General features: G+C 46.6%; 14 protein-coding genes. 3 read left to right on the top strand and 11 right to left on the bottom strand.

Annotated elements, in window-relative coordinates:
• Window positions 1–40: 40 nt before the first annotated feature.
• The 3 genes from addA to MHH63_RS04310 form a co-directional block, all read right to left on the bottom strand.
• Window positions 41–4084 carry a helicase-exonuclease AddAB subunit AddA gene (gene addA, locus MHH63_RS04320; RefSeq protein ID WP_341171992.1) on the bottom strand — a complete coding sequence of 1348 codons (4044 nt, stop codon included), beginning with the start codon at window positions 4082–4084 and terminating at the stop codon, window positions 41–43.
• Between the two features lie 2 nt (window positions 4085–4086).
• The gene (gene addB / locus MHH63_RS04315) at window positions 4087–7599 is read right to left on the bottom strand and encodes a helicase-exonuclease AddAB subunit AddB (protein ID WP_341171247.1); all 3513 of its coding nucleotides are present in this window, start codon (window positions 7597–7599) and stop codon (window positions 4087–4089) included.
• A 787-nt stretch (window positions 7600–8386) separates the two neighbouring features.
• Window positions 8387–9811, bottom strand: coding sequence for a class I SAM-dependent rRNA methyltransferase (locus MHH63_RS04310; protein WP_076281218.1), 1425 nt, complete (start codon window positions 9809–9811; stop codon window positions 8387–8389).
• A gap of 99 nt (window positions 9812–9910) precedes the next feature.
• Here MHH63_RS04310 and MHH63_RS04305 point away from each other — a divergent pair, with 99 nt between their 5' ends.
• Window positions 9911–10897, top strand: coding sequence for a Na/Pi cotransporter family protein (locus MHH63_RS04305; protein ID WP_076218327.1), 987 nt, complete (start codon window positions 9911–9913; stop codon window positions 10895–10897).
• Between the two features lie 54 nt (window positions 10898–10951).
• Here MHH63_RS04305 and MHH63_RS04300 read toward each other — a convergent pair whose 3' ends face one another.
• The 4 genes from MHH63_RS04300 to MHH63_RS04285 form a co-directional block, all read right to left on the bottom strand.
• Window positions 10952–11782, bottom strand: a complete 831-nt coding sequence (locus tag MHH63_RS04300; protein ID WP_076128979.1) for an energy-coupling factor transporter transmembrane component T family protein — start codon at window positions 11780–11782, stop codon at window positions 10952–10954.
• Window positions 11779–13485: an ABC transporter ATP-binding protein gene (locus MHH63_RS04295; RefSeq protein WP_076278795.1), complete on the bottom strand. Its 1707-nt coding sequence runs from the start codon at window positions 13483–13485 to the stop codon at window positions 11779–11781. Before MHH63_RS04295 ends, MHH63_RS04300 begins: the two co-directional genes overlap by 4 nt.
• A gap of 81 nt (window positions 13486–13566) precedes the next feature.
• Window positions 13567–14127, bottom strand: coding sequence for an ECF-type riboflavin transporter substrate-binding protein (locus tag MHH63_RS04290; RefSeq protein WP_076128974.1), 561 nt, complete (start codon window positions 14125–14127; stop codon window positions 13567–13569).
• Window positions 14128–14278: 151 nt separating this feature from the next.
• On the bottom strand, window positions 14279–16486 hold the full coding sequence (locus tag MHH63_RS04285; RefSeq protein ID WP_341171246.1) for an Ig-like domain-containing protein: 2208 nt from the start codon (window positions 16484–16486) through the stop codon (window positions 14279–14281).
• A 227-nt stretch (window positions 16487–16713) separates the two neighbouring features.
• On the opposite strand from MHH63_RS04285, the gene MHH63_RS04280 reads away from it, so the two are divergent.
• Both MHH63_RS04280 and MHH63_RS04275 read left to right on the top strand, forming a co-directional pair.
• A complete protein-coding gene (locus tag MHH63_RS04280) occupies window positions 16714–17448 on the top strand; it encodes an AzlC family ABC transporter permease (protein WP_036683898.1) in 735 nt (244 codons plus the stop codon).
• Entirely contained in the window at window positions 17439–17765 is a 327-nt protein-coding gene (locus MHH63_RS04275) for an AzlD domain-containing protein (protein ID WP_341171245.1), read from the top strand. Before MHH63_RS04280 ends, MHH63_RS04275 begins: the two co-directional genes overlap by 10 nt.
• A gap of 325 nt (window positions 17766–18090) precedes the next feature.
• On the opposite strand, the gene mtaB is transcribed toward MHH63_RS04275, so the two are convergent.
• The 4 genes from mtaB to prmA form a co-directional block, all read right to left on the bottom strand.
• Window positions 18091–19434 (bottom strand): tRNA (N(6)-L-threonylcarbamoyladenosine(37)-C(2))-methylthiotransferase MtaB, encoded by a 1344-nt coding sequence (gene mtaB / locus MHH63_RS04270; RefSeq protein ID WP_341171244.1) that lies wholly within the window; start codon window positions 19432–19434, stop codon window positions 18091–18093.
• Between the two features lie 3 nt (window positions 19435–19437).
• Complete coding sequence (locus MHH63_RS04265) at window positions 19438–20202, bottom strand: RsmE family RNA methyltransferase (protein ID WP_341171243.1); 765 nt, start codon at window positions 20200–20202, stop codon at window positions 19438–19440.
• A 179-nt stretch (window positions 20203–20381) separates the two neighbouring features.
• Window positions 20382–21065, bottom strand: coding sequence for a site-2 protease family protein (locus MHH63_RS04260; protein ID WP_076128966.1), 684 nt, complete (start codon window positions 21063–21065; stop codon window positions 20382–20384).
• Between the two features lie 2 nt (window positions 21066–21067).
• Window positions 21068–22120: a 50S ribosomal protein L11 methyltransferase gene (gene prmA, locus MHH63_RS04255; protein WP_341171242.1), complete on the bottom strand. Its 1053-nt coding sequence runs from the start codon at window positions 22118–22120 to the stop codon at window positions 21068–21070.
• Window positions 22121–22255: the final 135 nt, after the last annotated feature.

Below are 22255 nucleotides of genomic sequence, written 5' to 3'. Positions count from 1 at the left end.
CTTCGTCCTCTTTCCCCGCTCCTATGCGGCAATGAATAATTTATAATTTCACAGCATGATCGCCGTCAAAAAAGTACAGCCAAATCTCGCTGATCGGTTCTCCCAAAATATCATGTAATGCCTTGCTGTATAACTCTAGCTGAAAACGATATTTTTCCTTAAGTGCCTCTAAGCCGCCCTGATGTTCTAATACAGAGTCCGTCTTATAGTCTAGCAGAATAATCCGGTCCTCTTCACGGAACAGGCAGTCAATGACCCCTTGAATTAGCACAGCCTCACTAAAGCCTTCCTTATTGTTCTCAGGGGAAAGCTCCGAGACGGCTTCATTCATATAATCGAGCCCTCGATAAGCCTCACCTGCGGGAACCATATAACTGAACGGCATTTCTCTAAGCTTCCAAGAAGAAGCTATTAATCTACGTCCCAGTTCATTAGTATAAAAAGCTTCTATCTGACCGGGAGCTACAGCCTCCACCTGCTCAGCAGTTAGAATAGCCACTCTCTGAAGTCGGGCTAAGGTTTCTTCCACAACCCTAGGATCAACTGAACCCTCCAGCGGAATATGCTGCATGACTGTATGGTATGCTGTCCCGCGTTCCGCTGGGGTTAGACTGCGTTTTTCCATAAATTTCGGACGCCGCAAATGAAGACTGTCCGCACCTGCAACACTTGGACGTTTATCGGTTTCTATTGAGGTTGTAGAATTGCCTTCTTCCAGCAGATCAAAAGAGGGCTGCTCCTGCAACGACAACAACGCTTTTAACTCCGTAACAGAAGTTTTAGCCGGAATACCTGAGGCTGCCGCATACGGATAATTCCATTCCAGTCTTCTAGCAATTTCATCGCTAGTCTCTGTTTCATATATATTTACAGCTTCACCCTTATGCAGTGCTTCGAGTACAGCTTGCCGTTCCTCTACCTTCTCCTCAGTCTGATCCGTTGGCAGGAACGCCCCAGAATTAAGTTCGGAAGCATTTTGCACACTGATGCTCCAGTTGGAGACATCGTTGTGCAGCACCGTGGAGACGGTACCTTCTGAACCGCCCAGCTTACGAAGAATCGCCGCCGCAGGGTGCCGGATCAATGCCGGTCCAACCCAGTCCAAATAGCTGCGCCCTCGGGCCAGCAGATGATCTGCAAGCAGCAGCTCATCCCGGTTCTGTACGCTGCTCCAGCTAGCGATTTTGCGCGGCAAATCTCTTACAGTGCCTACTAGAATCATTTTATCTCTCGGACGAGTTAACGCTACATATAATACACGCATCTCCTCCGCTAATAATTCAAGCCGTGTACGCCGGTTAATAGCCAGATAAGGAAGTGTTGGGTAGCTAACTCGCGTTTCCCGTTCCACAAAACGCGGCCCAAAGCCAAGCTCTTTGTGCATAAGAAATGGCGAATGCAAATCTTGTCGATTGAACTGTTTTGCCATCCCGGCTACAAAAACAACAGGGAACTCCAGCCCTTTGGATTTATGGATGGTCATGATTCTGACGCCATTGCCTTCTTCACCGCCACCGCCAGCTACACCCAGATCTCCGCCGTTCTCACGAAGCCGTGAAATGAATACCAGAAAACGGAACAATCCACGCGCTGCGGTGTCATTCTCAAATTGCACAGCCCGATCATACAAAGCTTTAAGATTGTTCTGGCGCTGCGAGCCTCCAGGCAGTCCTCCAACCCATTCCAGATAGCCGCTCTCCCCATAGATACGCCAGATCAGCTCACTGAGACTACCTTGTCTAGCCGCATTTCTCCAGCTTTCCAGCTGTTCTAGGAAATGTCTAAGCTTGCGCTTCAGTTCTGGACTGATCTGCGGCAGATCTTTATCAGGTAAAACATTATTCTCGACGGTGCTTGCGGATTCAATCACATGAGCCGAGAAGAGGTCATACTCTTCTTCAGCCTCTTTTGCATATTGCATATCCACCGCCATCTGTACTGCTTGAAAATAAAGACCCTGACTACACATACGCACCGTAGCCAATTCTTCTTCCGTTAATCCGACCACAGGTGAACGAAGTACGCCAGCCAGCGGAATGTCCTGCTGAGGATTATCAACTATTTTTAAGAGGGAGAGTGCAATTTCCACTTCTGTAGCTTCAAAATAACCTTTATTCAGATCACCATAAGCAGGGATTCCTTCCATCCGAAGCTCTTCGATGATCAGAGGGGTCCAGATTCTTGCCGAGCGAAGCAGGATTACGATATCACCGTAAATAACCGGGCGCATAATCTTGAGTCCCTTATCGTAGATAAGCAGCGGCGATCCACCGGTCATCCCCGTCATTTGTGAAATACGCCGGGCAATTGCCCGTGCTTCCAGCTGCGCCGTCTCGCTCTCAATGGCTTCACTCTCCTGAAGTGGCGCCTCACCGTCTTCAGAAGTCTCTTCTGACTTCCCTGCTGTTGAACCACGATCTATCAATAATAACTCCGGTGCAAAAAAGGTATCAGGGCCCTTCTCTGCTGCACCTGGGAAATTCGCTCCGTAAACAAGCTCAGCGCGTTCGTCATAATTAATCTCCGCTACCGTCTCATTCATAATCTGCCGGAAGATCATATTAACGGCATTCACAACCTCCATGCGACTGCGAAAATTACGGGCCAGATCGATAACCGAACCGCTAGACGATTCATTAGTAATTTCAGATGGATCATCGATTGGGTGTGAGCCAAAGCTGCGGTATTTATCCAGGAATAGCCCCGGCTCCGCCAGACGGAATCGATAGATACTTTGCTTCATATCTCCGACCATAAACCGGTTACCGGGTGTTTCACGGGATATTAGCCGCACAATCTCCTCTTGCACACTATTCGTATCCTGATACTCATCCAGCAGAACCTCATCGAATTGAGCACGGTATTCCATAGCTGCATCAGAAGGCAGGGAATGACCGGGCGTAGAGTCCGGATGGCGTAGAATTTGCAGACAATAATGCTCCAAATCACTGAAGTCGACTAGACCTCTTCCTGCTTTTTCAATTCTATAACGTTCACCGAATGCTATCACTGTCTCTGCAAGCTCTGCCATCAGTGGAGCCGCTTCGTTCAGCTCTTTCAAAAAAACCTCAGGCGGACGGCCAAACAATGCTTTCTGAAGATCTAAAATACTCTTCTTCACACTGTCGCGCAGTTCCTTCACCATCTCCTGCAGTCCAGGATCTGTCGAATCCTTCTTACAAGCCTTTAATTTTCCAAAATATACTTCCATAAAAATATCATATAATTCTGCCCAAGGTCGTTCGTTAACGGCATCCTGCAGTGCATTTACCATCTCAAGATCAGTGGTTAAATTCTCAGCATAGGGTGCCGGACCACCCGGTTGTAGTGCAATCTCCCGGCCTTGCATCAGCTGACTGGCTGCACCCGCAAGTGTCAGCTTCGCTTCTTCAAGAATGCTCAGTACCCATGGCGTTCCACCCAGACTTTCGGTGTCTGGCAATGAGAAATCAGCTGCAGTATCACGGAGCCATTGCGCTGGCCAAGGATGGCTGCGGGCGTAATCATGCAATCGCTGTATGAGCGCATGCACTGCATCATCACTGCGTTCACCACTGAACCAATCAGCGAGCTGCACAAATATGCTATCCTCGCCATCCGCACCTACCTCACCGTACTTTTCCTCCAGCAACTCTTCGAGCAGCTCCTGCCGCATCATCTCCGCTTCATGCTCATTTAATATGCGGAAACCCGGATCAATCGGAATCATTTGATAATAACGCCGGATCACTTCCAGACAGAAGGAGTGCAACGTTGTAATCGAAGCTTTGCCCAGCAGGGATAGCTGACGGCGCAAATGGTCATTCTCCCCGTTCTCCTCCAGCTCCCGATCAAGGGCTTCCCTGATCCGCTGCCGCATTTCGGCAGCCGCAGCTTTGGTAAACGTGGCTACTAGTAGCCTGTCTACACTGAAGCCGTTCTCTTCCTTACTGATCTTTCGAATAATCCGTTCTACCAGCACCGCCGTCTTGCCGGAACCTGCTGCCGCAGCAACGAGGATGTCATCACCGCTCTCCGCAATGGCCCGCCACTGGTCATCACTCCATATACTTCCTTCCGGTTTCGCTTCTATTTCAGCCTTCATACTCAAGGTGTAGTTCCTCCTTTGCGGGACAGCAGATCCCATATAACGTCCTTCCCTGGCTTACCCAGATTGTTATAGCTGTTACCTTCCACAGCTTCATCGAACTGGCAGACAGGTCTAAAGGAACAGAATGTGCAGGCGGTCTCCTGCCCAATTCGGTACGGCTCAATCGCCACATCACCCTCTGTAATCCGTGTCCCGATATCCGAGATCGTCCCTCTAACGGAGGATAATAGATGGCTCCACTGCTCTGGTGTAGCTACTGAAGCACTGCTATAAAAGCTGCCGTCAGCTTTTACTGCTACAGGCACGATAGAAGAATACCCTTTGTCTAAAGTGGTATCCATCAGGGAGACAACCTCACGATCAGCTGTAAGCAGTCCTTTCATCTTGAAGCGTCTCAACAGCTCTTGCTCAGCCTGTTCCTTGTTCATCCCGTTGGATGAAGTTAACAACGGATCATGCACATGGAAATAAAGTGTGCCTGCTGGAAGTGCCGGCTGCCCCAGCCATTGCTCCGAATATGTCAGCAGCACATCCAAATAAGTCAGCATTTGCAGCGACAATCCATAATACACCTCATGCAGCTTGAGATCCTTTTGGCTCGATTTATAATCAATTACCCGCAGAAGAATTCCGTTCTCTCCACGAGCCATGTCTACACGGTCAATCCGGCCAACGACCTCCATCACACAGCCATTCGGCAGCGTAATTCTTAAAGGCGGCAACTCCTTATCCGGTCCAAAATCCAGCTCCAGCCCTACTGGCTCAAAGCTGCCCCGGCGGGCGTGCTCGCCCAGAATCACAGAAGCACGTCCAACAATATTCTTAAGCTTACGGGAGATGTACCCGTAACGTTTGGAGCTCATTAGAATTTCACCCTGCAACATCGGAGATAGCCGTTCTACTGTCTCACTGGCCTCACGCCGACATTCATCCGGAGATAAGCTGCCCCAGCCCCGTCCCTCTTGTTTCAGTCTTATCGCCATATCACTTAGCGCAGCATGGAACAGCTGTCCAATATCAGGTGCTTGCAGCTTATATAACTGGCGCTCTTTCAGTCTTAGTCCGTAGGACGCAAAATGGGAAAATGAGCACGCAACAAATTTCTCCATCCGGGACACACTGCCCCGCAGTGTTGAGCCACCATACAATCTGAGGCTTGTGCCACGCTTTAGCTTCGTTCCCTCATTACGATAGAACAGTGAACTTAGCAAACGTTCCAGTTGAAATTTACGATCTTCGTTCTTAGTAAACCAGTTATACACATCCCACCATAGCTCCGGAATTTCTGTTCCTTGGCGCCACTGCCGCAGCTGCATAATCAATGCGCGAAGACTCTGTTCTGGTTGACCAATGAAACCGAGATGGATAGGATTTCCGACTTCTATAGGTAGTCCCGAAGGGGGAAGTGCTGACAAGCTGTGCTCTTGAACCCTTGGGAACATTCTATGCAAATGCCGGATAACCTCAGAGGGAAGGAGAGCTTTGCCCTCATCATCCGCTGTAGCGTAGCTAATCCAGAGCTTTCGGCTTCCTGTCGTTAGTGCATTATAGATCAGAAACCGCTCGTCCAGCAGTTTACGAGAAGCGCCGGGAGCAAGCTCCATTCCAGCATTCTCTAGTACGGAGCGTTCACCTTCCGAGAGAATTCCATCTTCCTTAAACTGCGCAGGCACAACACCTTCATTAAATCCAAGCAAAAAAGCGTATTTAACCCCCGTTGGGCGAGTCCGATCCATATTGCCGACCAATACTTGATCCAGTGCGGGCGGAACTAGTCCCATTTTAAGTTCAGCAAGACCTGTCTCTAGAACTCCAGTGAACACTTCAAACTCAAGTCTTTCATTGCCCATCATTTCTACTATCTGATCTAACAGATCAAGTACCGCACCCCACAACTGGCTATGTTCCCTAGCCTTCTCGGGTTGGCCCTTCTCCATAGACTTAACACTGAGTTTCTCCAGCTTTCGTGCAACATCCGTCTCTTCAAGCAGCTTGTACATTGCCGTACATAGTTCAAGGCCGCTTCGGCTTTTCTGGATTCGTTTCTCAAAAGCAAATAATGGACCTGTTATACTAGCACGGCATCGTTCCATAGTAGCAAGCAGTTCATCATCCATCTGTCTGCCGCCTTCCAGCGACAAGCTAGGAATACCTTTCCAGGAGCGGCCATCTGTCCAGCGGAACCCCTGAATCCCACAAGCCAGCACATAGTTTTCTAAAGCATCCATATCTTCACGCGTAATACTACCGTCTAGCGGAAGCAGAAGCTCCGTCTTTACGCAACGGAATACATCCTCATAACGCCAGCGACGACGCACTACATCCAATGCGGAACGTATAAACTCCACTAGCGGATGATGCAGCTCATTCACCTTCTGGTCCAGAAAAAATGGCACTCCATAATCTTGGAACAACGGCTGAACCAGCTGCTCGTAATCGCCAATATTGCGCATCAATACGGCCATTTCGCCATATTTTGCACCTTCATCCCGCGCCAGTCTATTCATTTCGCGCAGGGCTCCCTCAACCTCTGCTCTGTGCGAAACTGCGGCGCCTATGGATATAGCCTCTCTTGCCAGTTCATCCGCACCTATCCAAGCCTTCCGGCGATCATATCCCCGTTCAAGGTGAGCAAGTACTGGACTTTCCTCAAAACGCGGAAGAACCGTTGGCTCCAACAGCTCGTCCCATACATCAATGCCCAGCTCTTCAGCAATTCCTCGCAGTTTAATGTAAGTAACCGCAGTTGGGTGAAACAATTCAAGCTCATTCAACTGATCTCCATAGGGGTAAGGACGATCAATTGTAAGCGAAACCGTCAGCCTCGAAGCTTGCTGCATCAATTCTCGAAGCACTACGAATTCCTGCGGAGTAAATCCATGGAACCCATCTACCCAAATCTCTGCCCCGCGAATGTAGGAGGAATCTGGAATATGCTCAGCCAGTTCTGCTAAACGATCCTCTTCATCGATATAAAGACGGGACATTTCCTTCTCTAAATCGCTAAATACCAGCTGCAAATCTTCCAGCTTACCCTCAAGAATAGGACTTCTTGCAATAGCTCCTCGCATAGCGGACAGCTGTTCCTCTAAATCAGTGGAACCCAAACAGCAACGTTTCATCTCCGTGTGCAGTTGGTTCAGACGTTCCACAAAACCCGGTCTGTCTGCTGAGGCACCGAATAATTTCAGTTCCTCTTTGCGGCGACTGATGATTTTGTAAATTAACATTTTCTTACCTTCTTCACTGATTGGCAGACTTGCACTGCCACCAGTTTCCTGCTTCACACGATAGGCAAGCCGCGAAAAACTCAGTGTCTGCGCCCGAAGGCTTCCCTTCACATTCCCTACGGTCAGAAGCCCCCGTTCTGCTCCAAAAGAACCTTGCTCTGGCACAAGAATAATAATCGGCGCACCAAGCGGTTCCTTTTCTAAGGAAGAAGAGATAGATTCCCATATTTTTGTTGTCTTGCCACTGCCCGAGCGGCCTAGTAAAAAGGTTACCGGCATAAATGATAGACTCCTTCCGTAGCGGAGAAAATATATAGAATACAGGGTGAAATATCCACCCATTGATTACACTCCAATTAAAAAAGTTCAGTGATTCCTCGTCCCCTCAGTATATCATAACCACACTAATCGGAACATGTGTTTGCTAGTATTTTCTAATGTTTTACAAAGGATAAACAGCTATGAGTACAAATAAAAAAAGCAAACCTCCGGATTTTGGCGGCTTGCTTTTTAGAGTGTTTAGTTTGTTTTTAATGCCAGTTGTGCAACGTTAGATAGGAGCTGCCAATGTCGGAGCATAGGGTCAATGTTAGACTGTTCAGCGTTCGGCATTCAGCACCCAGCGTTCAATACTCAACACCCCGCACTCAACATTAGCACTCTACGCCGATCGTTTTGTAATCCGCATTCCGCATATCATAATTCAATAAGCATCATTCGTTGTTTACTATTTAGTATTCCGAATTTAACACTCAACATTTCGGCTAGGCTTGTTTCATTAATTACTTAGGGACCCAGGAGCCGTTATTCGTGGATTCAGTGCTGTTATGGCAACTTTTCGGACCCCACTGACGCTATTCTTCGAAAATGTGCTGCATTCCGGGTGTTATTGGGGCAATAGCGCCTTTAGGGTCCGTAAGAATTCAATAATGGGCTGTTTACGCTAAATAGAGTCATCTGAGTCCGTTGGCAACTCCTTGCCTTACAGTCGACTCACGGCCACCCTACGACCAGCCCTTTTATCTTATTTGTTACTTGGCACTGTAAACCTTTTTGACCTTCAGGCTTATTTTTTACTCCGCACTTCAAAAATCGCAAACTTCAGATAGTGTCCTTCGTTAACGCCAAGTATTTGTGGATGGTCTTTGCCTGCGGCCCGCCATTCTACAAGTCTCAACACCTTGCCAGCATCTTTAGCTGCATCGGCAATCGTTTCGAGGAACAGATCTGGCTGCATATGGTAAGAACAGCTTGCGGTAACCAAATAGCCGCCTTCGTTCACCAGCTTCATCCCGTGCAGATTGATATCCTTGTAACCACGGCAAGCGCCAGCTACTGCACTTTTGGTTTTGGCAAACGCCGGAGGGTCCAAGATGACTACATCCCAAGTTCTTCCTCCACCTGCCGTCATCGGCTTGGATGTGTCGGTTTTGGCTGTTTTGCCTCCGGATTTAGGATTTGTAGCAGCTGCTGCCGTATCTGTTCCACTGGCAACTGTCGCCCGTTCAGAACGTTCCTCTAGTCCTTTAACCTGATTCCGTAGATATGCAAAAGCATCATCCACTACGAATTCAACACGATCGCTAAAGCCGTTCAGCTCCACATTCACTTTGGCACTCTCAATGGCGTGTGCTGAAACGTCAAGGCAGGTTACTTTTTTCGCGCCATACTTGCAGGCATGCAGCGTGAAGCTGCCCGTATGCGAGAAGCATTCCAGCACTGTCGCACCGTCCCAATAAGGGAACGTTACATGTTTGCCGCTCTTATTAACTGGTAAGGTCTGTAGTGAACCATCCTCAGTTTCAATTTCCTGTAGCGTAATGCCGCTTCGTCCTCCCCAGCCTTTCATGAGCGGAGCAATGGAAGCTCTATTCTCACGTTGGTCAAAGAAGTAACCTGTCTTCTGGCCCTCTTCAATATCAACGACCAGCTTCAGGCCATTCTCGCTCACGGTTACATGCCTTGGACATTCCCCGTACAGCACACCCGTTGTCTGCTCCATACCTTCAAGCTCGCGCACACTAACATCACTGCGCTCATAGATTCCGCGCGGTGCCATAACCTGCACCAATGCTTCGACGATTTCTGCACGCCGCTTGTCCATTCCGAGGGTAAGCAGCTGCACAACCAAAATATCTCCGAATCGATCTACAATAAGCCCCGGCAAAAAGTCCGCTTCACCATAAACCAAGCGATAAGCATCCGCACCCGGAAGGAACCGGTTTCTGTGTTGCAGACAATTCGCAAAACGTTCTGCAAAAAAGGCTGTATCCATGATCGCAAGGGGTCCCTGCGATACAATTCTTACCCGAATTTGTGACGCTGGATTGTAATATCCTACGGCCAAAAATCGGCCCTGATGATTAAGGACATCTACTAATCCCCCCGCTTCCGGATTTCCTTCTACCGATGCGACTTCACCTGCATAGACCCACGGATGGCCCTGTTCCAGTCTTTTTTTGCGATTGCGTTCTAAAATAACCGATGGCAATGACTTCAACTCCCTGTTTTTCTAAAAATGTTTTTATACATGTCCCATGCAATACATTCATATATTGGTGTACAACCCTCGTCCAAAGGAGTATGCCCTATGTTCAGTGATTTGCTGTTCCCTATCATATATGGTCTTGTTATCTTTCTAGCCGGCATGAAGCTGATGGAAACGGCGTTGTCCAAGCTAGCAGGCCCTCTATTAACTACAAGCCTAAATAGAGCTACCTCAACCCCTATTAAAGGAATGATTGCCAGCAGCCTGTTGTCCGCCTTACTCCAGAGCAGTACTGCTGTAACGGTGTTGACTATCGGCATGGTCAATGCCGGCCTGCTTACCTATGCCCGCACACTTGGCATTATCTTGGGCAGCAACATCGGCACCACATTAACTACAGAATTGATCGGACTTCAGATCAATACCATGGCCACGCCCTTGCTGGCAGCCTCGCTCAGTCTGTGGGCAGCGGCAGTTATTGCAGGCGAACTGCCGCCTACATCACGAGTGGCAGAGCTCTGCCACAAAATATCCCCGCCGCTGCAATTTATCAGTCTGGCTGTATCAGGCTTCGCCCTCGTCCTATGGGGCATCGCTGTCATGCAGTCTATCGGCGGAATACTTCAGGAAAGTGGCTTATTCCTCTGGTTCCTAAACCATGCCGCTACTAGTGCCTTATGGGGGCTCGCCGCTGGAGCGTGCCTAACAGCCATGCTCCATAGCAGCGCTGCTGTCATAGCTATGGCTATGAGCATTGCCGCCTCGGGTGCCATGCCGCCTGAGCTAGGTATAGCCATTGTGCTGGGCGCCAACGTGGGCACCTGTGTTACAGCGGTCATCGCTTCCATCGGCGGCACGCCATCCGGCGTCTTCGTCGCTTGGTCCCATGTTGCGCTTAATGTAGGTGGTGCACTATTATTCTTGCCCATGATCGGGCTGCTACAAGCAAGTGCTGCATGGATTGGTGGAGGCCCTGCTTCACAAATCGCCCACGCCCAGACCATTTTCAACGTAGTCTGCTCACTTCTAGCACTGCCATTATGCTACCTGCCTATATGGTCAAAACTGGAGAAACGTCTTCAGTCTTAACAAAAAGGTGCCGTTTATTATAATCCCAGTTTTCCACAACTGTACTATTATACTTCAATCGAAAATATTATAAAACCGCGAACCGTCGTAAAAAGTGATCACCGTCGAGAAAATTCCAATCAGCGCAAACAAAGCCAATGCAAAATAATCGTCTCTCGTGAACGGGCGACGGCTATACCAAGTTCGTTTGGTCTCAGTGCCAAAGCCGCGCAGCTCCATAGCGGTACTGATATTTTCAATCCGCTCGATACTAGTCAGAATTAGGGGCATCAGAATCGAAATGATATTTTTTAGCCGCTTAGGCAGCTTTTCTTTTCTAGAAATATCTATTCCCCTTGCTTGAGCAGAGAACGATATATTCTCATAATCTCGTTGAATATCCGGAATGTACCGCAGTGCCAGCGATACAGAATATGCAATTTTATAGTTCACTCCAACTCTATTTAAGGATGCTGCAAATTCACTGGGATTGGTCGTTAGAAGAAATAATAATGCCATAGGAATGACCACCGCATATTTCAGGGCAATATTGAATTGATAAAATAGCTGCTCCCAAGTTACCGTATACCGGCCTGCAATATGCATAATATCATGACGTGTCCCGTAAACACGTACGCCCTCCAAAGGAGAAAAGATAAAGATAGCTATATGATTAAGCAAAAAGAAAATCAAGATGAAATATAATACGAAAGCATAATCCTGAAATTGAACTTTGGAAATTCTAAAGGCAAGCAAACTAAATAACAGCATCACAATTAGACATCTTGTATCATATGTAATCATCCCCGTCACAGACCACACTACAAATAAAATCAACTTCGTAGCGCCGGTAAGACGGTGAATAGGTGAATCCTGCTTCGTAAAAGTTAACATTTTAGCCTTCATCCGCCTCGGCTCCTCCTATCATACGCAATGAACCTTCTTACGAACTCCTCCGGTTGTTTCAATCCAGCTTTTATAGCTAGGGCAAAAAGCGAGGTTTCTTTCAAGTTCGCTTTTTTCACCACATCAGTATTCGTTAATATTCGCTCAGGGCTATCATCCGCAAGCTTCACGCCATCAGCTAACACTATAGCTCTATCGGCATATTCCAGCATCAAGTGCATATCATGCGTAATCATAATGACCGTCATCCCCTGCCCCCGCAGCGTCAAGAGAAACTCCATCATTTCGTTATAATGCCTGTAATCCTGAGCAGCAGTCGGTTCATCCAAAATGATCACTTCCGGCTCCAGTACCAGAATGGCGGCAATCGTGACCCGTTTCTTCTGGCCGTAACTGAGCGCCGAGATCGGCCAGCTGCGAAAAAAATAAAGTCCGCACACCTTCAAGACTTGATGGACGCGTTCACGAACGAGCTCCTCAGGGCAATCTCGGAGTCTTAGTCCTAGGGCAACCTCATCATATAAAAGTGTCTTAGAAATCATATGATTGGGATTTTGCATAACAAAACCAATCCGCTCTGCCCGCTCCTTAATCGTGTCCTGAGCAATATCACGCCCATGCATCCGTATCGATCCGGAAGAAGGCTTATAGAAGCCACAAATGAGCTTAGAAACTGTAGATTTCCCAGCCCCATTTCGCCCCGCTATACAGACCATCTCTCCTTTATGAATACAGAGATTGAGCTTATCCAGCACCTGCTGATTTTTTTCGTATCCAAAAGAAATATCTCTTAGCTCAAGGATGGGTGGGTTCTCCAGCTTATCCTGGCGTGACTGATTGCACTCATACCAGATCTTAAGTTTATTAGAACACGCCTCCAACTGAATATCGTTCACATGCTGCGGATTCATATTTGCTGTAATCGAACATCCGGCATACTTCAAAGCCGTTAAATAGAGAGGTTCCCGAATGCCAACTTCTGAAAGCAACGTTGTGCTCAACAGTTCTGCAGCCGGCATATCCGCCGCAATACGTCCTTCATGGATCACAATAATACGATCCACCGCCCGATGCAGCACCTCTTCAAGACGATGCTCGATCATAATAACGGTTTTACCTGTCTCTTTATGCACTCGATCAATAAGCTCAATCGCTTTTGTACCTGTATAAGGATCTAAGCTTGCCAGCGGTTCATCAAAGAGCAGGATGTCCACATCACCTACCAGAACACCTGCCAAGGACGTTTTTTGCTTTTGTCCACCCGATAACTCCTGAGGAGAAGAGGCCAGAAAGTCGTGGATATCCACCGCTCTTGCGGCAGCCGCCACTTTGCTCTTCATTTCTGTCTGCTGAACCACATGGTTCTCTAGACTGAAGGCGATATCCTCACCAACCGTTAATCCTACAAATTGTCCATCCGGGTCCTGCAATACGGTACCTACCTGATTGGACAGCTCTGCGATACTCAGATCCTTCTGCTCCTGGCCTATAACCCGTAATGAACCTGATATTTCCCCTCTGTAAGCAAAAGGGATGAGACCATTAATGCAATGAGCCAGTGTACTTTTCCCAGAACCTGAGGGTCCCACGATAAGCACCTTCTCCCCTTCAACAATCGTTAAGTTAATCCCCTGTAGTGTGGGTTCCTGCTGGGCCCGATATTGAAAGCTGAAATCCTTAAATTCAATCATTACTTTTTTCATCTGAGACCTTCCTCTGGGTTAATGTGAAGAGAAAAAAGCCGGTGATTTCCACCGGCTTTTTAGCTTGGATATGTATTCCACTCAAGCTTCTCTAGTCAAGCTGCCCTGTTTCGTTCTTGTCTTAGCATACGCAATGGCTAGTAAAGATCCGATCACTGCCACCGAAGCTATATTTAATGCACCTGCGGTCAGTCCTTGCGTAAATACTTTATTAGCGGGTTCTGCATAGATCAGAATATCCAACACTGGGGCTACAAGGAACCAAGCTACAGCATTCGCTGCAATCTGAGCCAAATTAAAGCGTATTATTTCCTTCCGTCCGAATTCCCCGTCATGAATAGCGATTCTAGCTACTAACAAGCCAATAACCAGCCCTACAATTCCTGATGATATGACCCAACTGAACCATGGCGATCCATAAGATATCGTATCCTTCAGGGTATGCCCGATCAGGCCTATAAATAATCCGGCAAACGGGCCGTACAATAGGGAGAACAATGCCAGTAATGCGTATGTAGTCTCGATGTTAGTGTTTGGAATACCCGAAGGAATCGAGCCGAATCTCCCCAATATAACGAATAAAGCAGAACCAATACCAATCGCTACAATCGTCTTGATCGACAACACCTTTTGTTTTGCCATGTTTTCATCTCCCCCAACGCATCTATTATGTTTTAAGTGATTATACATCGGAATAGTCGGAATTACTATAGAATCTAAATAAAAAAATCTGCAAAGCAACATAATGTTGGCTTTGCAGATTCATAGTTGATAATTCAGATCCTATTCTCTATTACTTCACTGTCACTGATACTGTAACTGTTTTGCCGCCTAGCTTTCCTTTAATGGATGTCGTTCCTTTACTCACAGCTACAATCTGACCACTTGCAGATACTCTCGCTACAGAAGGCTTGGAGCTAGTCCATACCGCACTTCCAGTAACAACAGCAGTCTTACCAGTATCATACTGTGCAGTCACAACTACATTCTGAACGGCTCCCGGAGCCATTTTCAGTCTGCTCTCATTAACGGTCAGCTTTGTTAATTTAGGAACTACAGTAATTTTGACACTAGCAGCAATCCCTTGGTAAGATCCTGTCAACGTAGCAGTACCTTCTGTTACTGCTTTAACGGTTGTAGCTTTAACCGTAGCAACCGCCTCGTTTGAGGACTCCCAATTCATACTGCTGGAGACATTCCCTGTCTTACCATTAGAATAATAAGCCGTTACCTTTATCGCTTTAGAGCCTTTAATGTTCATTTCGATAGCAGTAGGTTCTACAACTAGCTTAGTAACCTTTTGTTCAATGGTAACTGGGATACTGATGGTTTTATTAGCGTAAGTTCCCTTTAAAGTAGCAGAACCCTTCACCAGTCCTTTGATTACCTTACCGGAAGTTGTTGTCTTGATAATCGCATTCGTACCGGTAAGCTCCCATTCCATAGTTGCAGTAGCATCAAGTTCACTGCCGTTTTCCATCACAGCTTTTACTTCAGGAACAGCCTTCTCTTCACCAGTAACAATCACCAGGTTTTCTTCTGGTCCAAGCAAGACAAGGACTTTATCTTTCGCTGTAACCTTTACTTCAACACTTTTTTCTCTTACAGCAGTTTTTGAAGTCGTTGGGTTTTCTGATTTTATTTTACCGATAACCTTCACAATACCTGCCGATTCAGCTACAATCTTGCCGTCTTTAATGGTGGCAATCTCATCATCCGCAGAGGTCCACTCAATATCACTACTAAGATCTAGCTTTGTTCCGTCAAGCTTTGTACCATTTACTTTTGGAAGGCTTACGGTGTCATCTGTGTAAAGCTCCAATTCCGTCTTGTCGGCTGCCAGTTCTGTGATCGTAGGATACACTGTCAGCTTAAAGCTTTTATTAATTCCTCTGTACTCTGCTTTAATAACCGAAGTTCCCACTGCTTTAGCAGTCACTGCCGCAGTATCGCTACCAGGCGTAACGGTTGCCGCCAATTGGTTATCCGAAGTCCATACTGCGCTGCCTGAAATGTTCGGAGTAGAATTCGCAGCATCGCGAACCTCAGCTTTAACGTTCAGGGTTTCGCCCATAAACAGGAATTGATCTCCTGTAGGAGTAAGTAGTAGCGCTTCATAAGGAGCACGTACATATACGTCTACTGTTTGTGTAATCCCTAGATAGGATACTGTAATTACAGCTTTACCAGCAGACAACACTTTGATCTCGCCTTTGTCTACTGTAGCTACACTAGCACTAGAAGAGGACCATTCTGCTTTCTCTGAAATATCATTTGCGCTGGATTTTGTAGTTTCTTTAGTCTCTGCAACCAACTTCAAAGGTGCATCTCCGACTAGCATCTCTAGTTCTTTAACGATTTTGTCGTCATGTTTAAGCTCAATTTCAGAATAAGGCAATTTCACTACAGCCTTAAAGGTTGCTGTTAAGGTCTTGTATTTGGCAGTGATCGTTGCTGTACCTTCACCAGCCAAAGTGATCTTACCTTCTGCAATGGTCAACACGCTTGTGTTGGAGCTGCTCCAAGTAGTATCAGCCGTTACATCCTTAGCAGAAGTCGCTGTTTCTCCACCAATCGCATTGGCTTTGACCAGCAGTTTATCCTCATCATCACCCAATTTGTAGTTCCCTTCAGAACTATATTCGAGCTTCAGTTCTTTAACAGGATGGGCTACCTCAACTTCAATGGTAGCAAGTGCATGATTATAAGTCGCTGTAATAATAGCTTTTCCACTGTCAATCGGAGTCAATAGGCCATTTACTACCTTTACAGCGTTTGTGTTAGAAGAATTCCATACAACTGCACCTGTCACATCTTTTTTAGATGAGGACCCTTCCACATTCGCATATACCTTAAGTTGCTTTGGCGTTTGTCCAACCGTAAGCTCTACTTTAGCGGAGCTTTCGAATTCAATCGAGTTGATATCACCGGTCGCTGCAAAGACACTTACCGGAAAAACCGCAGTAGCTAACAATATCATGATGAGGAGCATTTTCGTCATTTTCCTGTACACAGTCATTTGTTCTCTCCCTTAGGCTATAATGTCGTTCGGTGGTTTATCCCCACACTCTTTTACTTATATCGACAATTGTACCCTAAGTGTTTACCCCCTGGCTCTATAAAGCGAAATTCGGGACTTTCAGACTAGATAATACGGTAAAGGTTGATCAAAATATTAGGAAGTAATATGCTAACTACTAAATTCTTTCTTGAAACAAGGGGGCTACGATGAGTGCAGAGAACGTCCAACTAGAAGCAATCCCGTCTCCTAAACAGGAAGATAGCTTCCTTAAAGGGGTAAAAGATTGTATTCCCACACTACTAGGCTACTTAAGCATCGGACTTGCAGCAGGTGTTGTTCAAAAGACAGCCGGGCTCAGCATTGCTGAGATTGCCTTAATCAGCTTGATTCTTTACGCGGGCTCAGCTCAGTTTATAGCTGCTGGAATGATAGCTGTTAGCAGCTCGCCTGCGGCCATTATTATTACGATATTTATCGTGAATCTTCGCCATATTTTGCTTAGTGCAGCTCTTTCACCTTATTTCCGCCATCTTTCCCCACTGAGAAATATGCTGGTTGGTTCTTTATTGACTGATGAGACCTTTGGAGTTGCCATCAATCAAGCTTTGAATAAGCAGCAAATCAGTGAAAAATGGATGCACGGTCTAAATCTCACCGCTTATTTAAATTGGTTTCTTGCGAATGTAGCGGGAGCTTTTTTAGCTCAGTGGATCTCAGACCCTGATCAATTCGGTTTACAGTTTGCCTTACCTGCGATGTTTATTGGCATTCTTGTAATTTCCATGATTGACCGTAATAAAATCAAACTAGATTTGGTTGTCGCAATCCTTGCCGTGATCATAGCAGTAGGAAGCTCCTTCCTATTCTCCAGCAGTGTTGGAGTGATTATCGCTACAGTCATTGCTTCAACGATAGGGATGGTGTTTGAAAAATGGAAGTAAGATGGGATGTCTTTCTGATCATTCTAGGAGCAGCTTTTGTGACCTTTATTCCCAGGGTGGCTCCGCTCATGATCCTTAGCCGGTTTGAATTGCCAGAATGGGGAATGCGCTGGTTAAACTATGTTCCTATCTCTGTTATGGCAGCATTAATAGGTCAGGAGATTTTTTTGAATGATGGGAAATTTTCGTCTTTAGCTAATAACATTGAGCTTTTTGCGGCATTGCCTACTTTTTTGATTGCGATAAAAACCCGGAGCTTGCTAGGCACTGTACTGGCGGGGATTTTTTCAATCATGATTCTACGGATGTTTTTTTGATCCACTTCTACGCGTATGAAGTCACTATCGGACACAGCTGACCTTATTCGCAGCATTATCCCACTTTTGGAACACTAACGGACACCATAGTCGCTATAGTCATGAAAAACACCTATTATGAACTACTTTCTGAGGAATAGCTGCACTGGAGTCCGAAACTAAGCATAAAAGGCAAAAAAAATACAAATAACGCCAGCTGGGTCCGAAAGCATCATGAGATTGTTATGAATTGGTGGTCTAGACAGCAACAACTTAAAAACAGAGCAGCCCTTCCCCGCTAACGGGAAAATGGCTGCTCTGTTGTCTTTTCACTACTATCTATTGCTTAACGGACAGCCTGCTGAAGCCCAGTCTGACTAACCCCGACCAACTCACCGCGGCATTCGTTCACGCCAGCTTCCGTTATCTTCACCTGACAAAGTTCTCCTTGGAGTGAATCTTCTCCATTGAAGAACACCTGCAGATAGTTGTCGCTAAATCCATGCTGGATATTGCGCCCCGGCGCCCCTTTAGCAGCTCTTTCCGGAATAACACTTAATGTCTGGCCTACAAATTTGCGAGCATAAGCTATTTGCATTTCTTCCGAAAGATCAATCAGTTCCTGCACGCGTACATTTTTGATTTCTTCGTCGATCTGATTCTCCATCCGCGCTGCCGGAGTGCCCGTCCGCTTGGAGTAAGGGAATACGTGCATCTCGGAGTAATTAATAGCCTTCATGAAGTCGTAGCCGGCACGGAACATTTCATCGGTCTCCCCCGGGAACCCAACGATAACATCCGTAGTAATCCCGACATCTGGCATCGCCTGACGGATCAGCTGCATTTTGGCGTAATATTCTTCTGTCGTATATTTACGGCGCATCGCTTTCAGCACATCATTATGTCCGGCTTGCAGCGGGATATGCAGATGACGGCACATTTTAGAGGAACGGTTCAGCACCTCCAGCAGCTTCTCATCGATCTGGCTTGCTTCGATAGAACTGATACGTACCCGCTCCAGTCCATCCACCTTATCTAGATCCCACAGCAAATCGGCTAGACGGTAATTATCAAGATCGTCACCGTAACCACCGGTATGAATACCCGTGAGAACAAATTCCTTATACCCTGCTTCTACTAATTGATGTGCCTGGGTTACGATACTTTTGGGATCACGGCTGCGGGAAAGTCCACGCGACCATGGAATGATGCAGAATGTGCAGAAGTTGTTGCAGCCATCCTGAATCTTCATAAAAGCACGCGTCCGATCCGCAAAGCCAGGTACATCCAACTCTTCGAATTCACGTGTCTTCATAATATTACGAACAGCGTTGACCGGCTGACGTGAGGCTTCAATGTTCTTTACATGCGTCATGATCTGATCGCGGTCCTGGTTACCAATAACAAGATCGACACCAGGAATATCAAGAATCTCACCAGGAGAGGTCTGCGCATAGCAGCCAGTAACCGCCACGATAGCTTCCGGATTGCGGCGAACGGCACGACGAATCATTTGACGGCTTTTTTTGTCACCTGTATTAGTTACAGTACAAGTATTAATCAGATATACATCGGCGGGTCCCTCGAAATCGACCTGCTCGTAACCTTCATTTTTGAATAGCTGCCAGATGGCTTCGGTGTCATAAAAATTCACTTTACAACCTAAAGTATAAAATGCTACGGATGGCATCTCTTAAGCTCCTCCCATTTCTCCCGATTCATATAAAATACAAGCAGCGGCAACCATGCCCGCTGTCTCACAGCGCAGAATACGCCGTCCTAGTCCTACGGAAACCGCACCAGCTTCTTCTGCGTTTTTGCATTCCTCTGGTGTAAAACCCCCTTCAGGACCTACTACAATCAGTACCTTCCCAGCAGCCTGTGGTGAAAGCGAGGATAACCAAGGGGCAACACTGCTGCGAAGCTGCAAGCCTTCTTCTTTTTCATAACAGAAATAAACAGCATCATACTCACTAAAAGTCTGTAGCAGCTGCTTCCAGGATAACGGTGAGCCTACAGCCGGAACGATGTTCCGGTGTGCCTGCTCGGCAGCTTCTTTACAAATTTTACGCCAGCGGTCCAGCCGCTTACTTTCCTTGCGTTCATCGTATTGTACAATCGTGCGCTCCGACAGAAAAGGAATAAAACCAACGGCTCCAATTTCTGTACACTTTTGAATGACAGTTTCCATCTTATCGGCCTTGGGTAAGCTCTGAGCCACTGTGATTTTTATCCGCGGTTCATGCGTCATCTCCAGGGTTTCCAGGATGTTCACTGTCACTTCCCCTATTTCGATCTGAGCAATCTCCACTAACGCTTCACGGGAGACGCCATCGCTGACAATAAGCTTGTCCCCAACCTTACCGCGCATGACTTTGGCAATATGCCTTGCATCTTCCCCATCAATTCTAACGTTATCTGCACCAAACTGCTCTGGTGTAACAAAATATCGCTGCATCTCTTCATCATCCTGTTCATGAATTCAGTAAGAAGAAACGGTAAAGACGCCTTAATAAAGACGTCACCCGTTTCTTAGAGAAATATAACTATGGATCAGGCGAAATTTAACTATCCTATTTTTCAACAAATTACATAATACAATGTTTAAGCAGGGTTGACCAGACTTCAGTCCCTACCTTAGCTGCCAAACATTCTTAGGAATAGCTGCACAAATGTTCTCGACATTTCACTAGCCCAGTGGCCAAGAGGATCGATGGTATAGGTTCGTAACCCTGGAATAAATAGAATTAATAAAAAGATAAATACAGCCCATTGCTCAAATTGCTGTAATCTGCCCCGAATGGAGCGAGGAGCAATATCCTCCACAATCCGGTAGCCATCCAGCGGAGGCAATGGAATCAGATTGAACAAGAATAAAAAGAAGTTCCATTGAATAAAGGTGCCAAAGAACAGATAGACTGCCTCTAAAACGCGATCATTGGAGATCGACTCTAATACACCGGTTGCCGCAAGCACCCCATATATTAAAGCACCAATAATCCCTAGTAACAGGTTACTGATTGGGCCCGCAGCAGACACAATGACTCCCATCAGACGGGGGCGGCTAAAGTTATCACGGTTTACAGGAACTGGACGTGCCCACCCGAAACCAGCAACCAGCAGCAGTAAAATACCAAAAAAATCGAAGTGTACAGCAGGGTTAAGCGTCATGCGTCCTAATAATCTAGCGGTAGGGTCACCGAACTTATTTGCGAAATAAGCATGACTGAATTCATGTACTGTAAAAGCAATTAAAATCGTAATGAGCAGAAAAGGAAGCTGATCCAGATCTACACGTATTATACTTTGCAATATATCCATTTTTACCTCTTTCCGGCTGTAAATGCCACCCAATCTTCTTCACGGGATACTTCCATAATCTCAAAGCCGGACCCTTGTAGTGCGTTAGCCACAAGCCCTTCTTTATCCTTGTAAATACCAGAGGTAATATACAAGCCTCCTGGCTGAAGTGCACGATACACATCATCCGTAAACAATACGATGATTTCTGCCAAAATATTCGCAACTACAATCTTCACCGGGAGTGTAACGCCGAGGCTATCCTCTGTTACTTGCTCCGCAGGTGTTCCCTCAAGAGTGTGACCCGGTCTAGCGGATGGCCACATTTCTCCAGCAGCCGTGTCAGCTACACCTTCACCGCCTAGCAAGGAGAGCAGGTCGCTTTCTTTTACCGTAATGAACTTTTCAAGTTTATTCAGTGCTACATTCTCCCGCGCACTTTCAACAGCTACAGGGTCCAAATCTAACGCCAGCACGGATTTCGCACCGAGCAGCATTGCACCTACAGCCAATATTCCTGAACCCGTACCAACATCGATTACTTCTTCGCCGCCGCTAATATTCTTCTCAAGCGCACGCAGGCACAAAGCTGTTGTAGGGTGAGTCCCTGTACCAAATGCCATACCAGGGTCCAGCTCAATGATTGCTTCATCTGGGCTCTCAGGTGTATATTCCTCCCAAGTTGGTTTAATCGTGAGACGCTCCGATACCCTGAGCGGTTTAAAATATTGCTTCCAAGCATGCGCCCATTCGTCTTCATCTACGATTTTCCAAGAAATCAGCGATTTGCCCGGATCAATGCCGTACTCACGCAATTCTGCTACCCGTGGAGTCAGTTCTTCTATAACAGCATCCATATCCGTGGAATCGGCATAATAACCTTTGATTACCGCTTCCCCTTCTGGGATATCATTCAAGGGTTGGTCGTATAATTCACCGTAACGCGTATTCCGTTCTTTACTGAGTGTTCCGGATTCTTCAATAGAAACCCCACCCGCTCCTGCTTCATATAAAAAATTCGAAATCATTTCTTGTGCATCTTCTGTTGTATGTATCGTCACTTCATGCCATAACATCTTTATGTGATCCTCCTAAAGTTTTGTGAGCGTTAGCTTCATTGATTGACTTCGTGCAAAACTTACTTCGAAAGCATAGGCTTAGTTTTGTGAGCGTTAGCTTCATTGATTAACTTCGTGCAAAACTGGCTTCGT

The sequence above is a fragment of the Paenibacillus sp. FSL H3-0310 genome, assembly GCF_038002785.1.
Lineage (GTDB): Bacteria > Bacillota > Bacilli > Paenibacillales > Paenibacillaceae > Paenibacillus_AQ > Paenibacillus_AQ odorifer.
The sequence above is the reverse complement of the archived record's forward strand: the minus strand, read 5'-3'. Positions and strand labels throughout refer to the sequence as shown.

Bases quoted from the DNA above. Each gene is read 5' to 3' on its own strand.
- MHH63_RS04305 (WP_076218327.1), top strand. From the start codon at position 9,911: ATGTTCAGTGATTTGCTGTTCCCTATCATATATGGTCTTGTTATCTTT.
- MHH63_RS04260 (WP_076128966.1), bottom strand. From the start codon at position 21,065: ATGGATATATTGCAAAGTATAATACGTGTAGATCTGGATCAGCTTCCT.
- addA (WP_341171992.1), bottom strand. From the start codon at position 4,084: ATGAAGGCTGAAATAGAAGCGAAACCGGAAGGAAGTATATGGAGTGAT.
- MHH63_RS04280 (WP_036683898.1), top strand. From the start codon at position 16,714: ATGAGTGCAGAGAACGTCCAACTAGAAGCAATCCCGTCTCCTAAACAG.
- mtaB (WP_341171244.1), bottom strand. From the start codon at position 19,434: ATGCCATCCGTAGCATTTTATACTTTAGGTTGTAAAGTGAATTTTTAT.
- MHH63_RS04295 (WP_076278795.1), bottom strand. From the start codon at position 13,485: ATGAAAAAAGTAATGATTGAATTTAAGGATTTCAGCTTTCAATATCGG.
- MHH63_RS04285 (WP_341171246.1), bottom strand. From the start codon at position 16,486: ATGACGAAAATGCTCCTCATCATGATATTGTTAGCTACTGCGGTTTTT.
- MHH63_RS04275 (WP_341171245.1), top strand. From the start codon at position 17,439: ATGGAAGTAAGATGGGATGTCTTTCTGATCATTCTAGGAGCAGCTTTT.
- prmA (WP_341171242.1), bottom strand. From the start codon at position 22,120: ATGTTATGGCATGAAGTGACGATACATACAACAGAAGATGCACAAGAA.
- MHH63_RS04265 (WP_341171243.1), bottom strand. From the start codon at position 20,202: ATGCAGCGATATTTTGTTACACCAGAGCAGTTTGGTGCAGATAACGTT.
- MHH63_RS04300 (WP_076128979.1), bottom strand. From the start codon at position 11,782: ATGAAGGCTAAAATGTTAACTTTTACGAAGCAGGATTCACCTATTCAC.
- MHH63_RS04290 (WP_076128974.1), bottom strand. From the start codon at position 14,127: ATGGCAAAACAAAAGGTGTTGTCGATCAAGACGATTGTAGCGATTGGT.
- addB (WP_341171247.1), bottom strand. From the start codon at position 7,599: ATGCCGGTAACCTTTTTACTAGGCCGCTCGGGCAGTGGCAAGACAACA.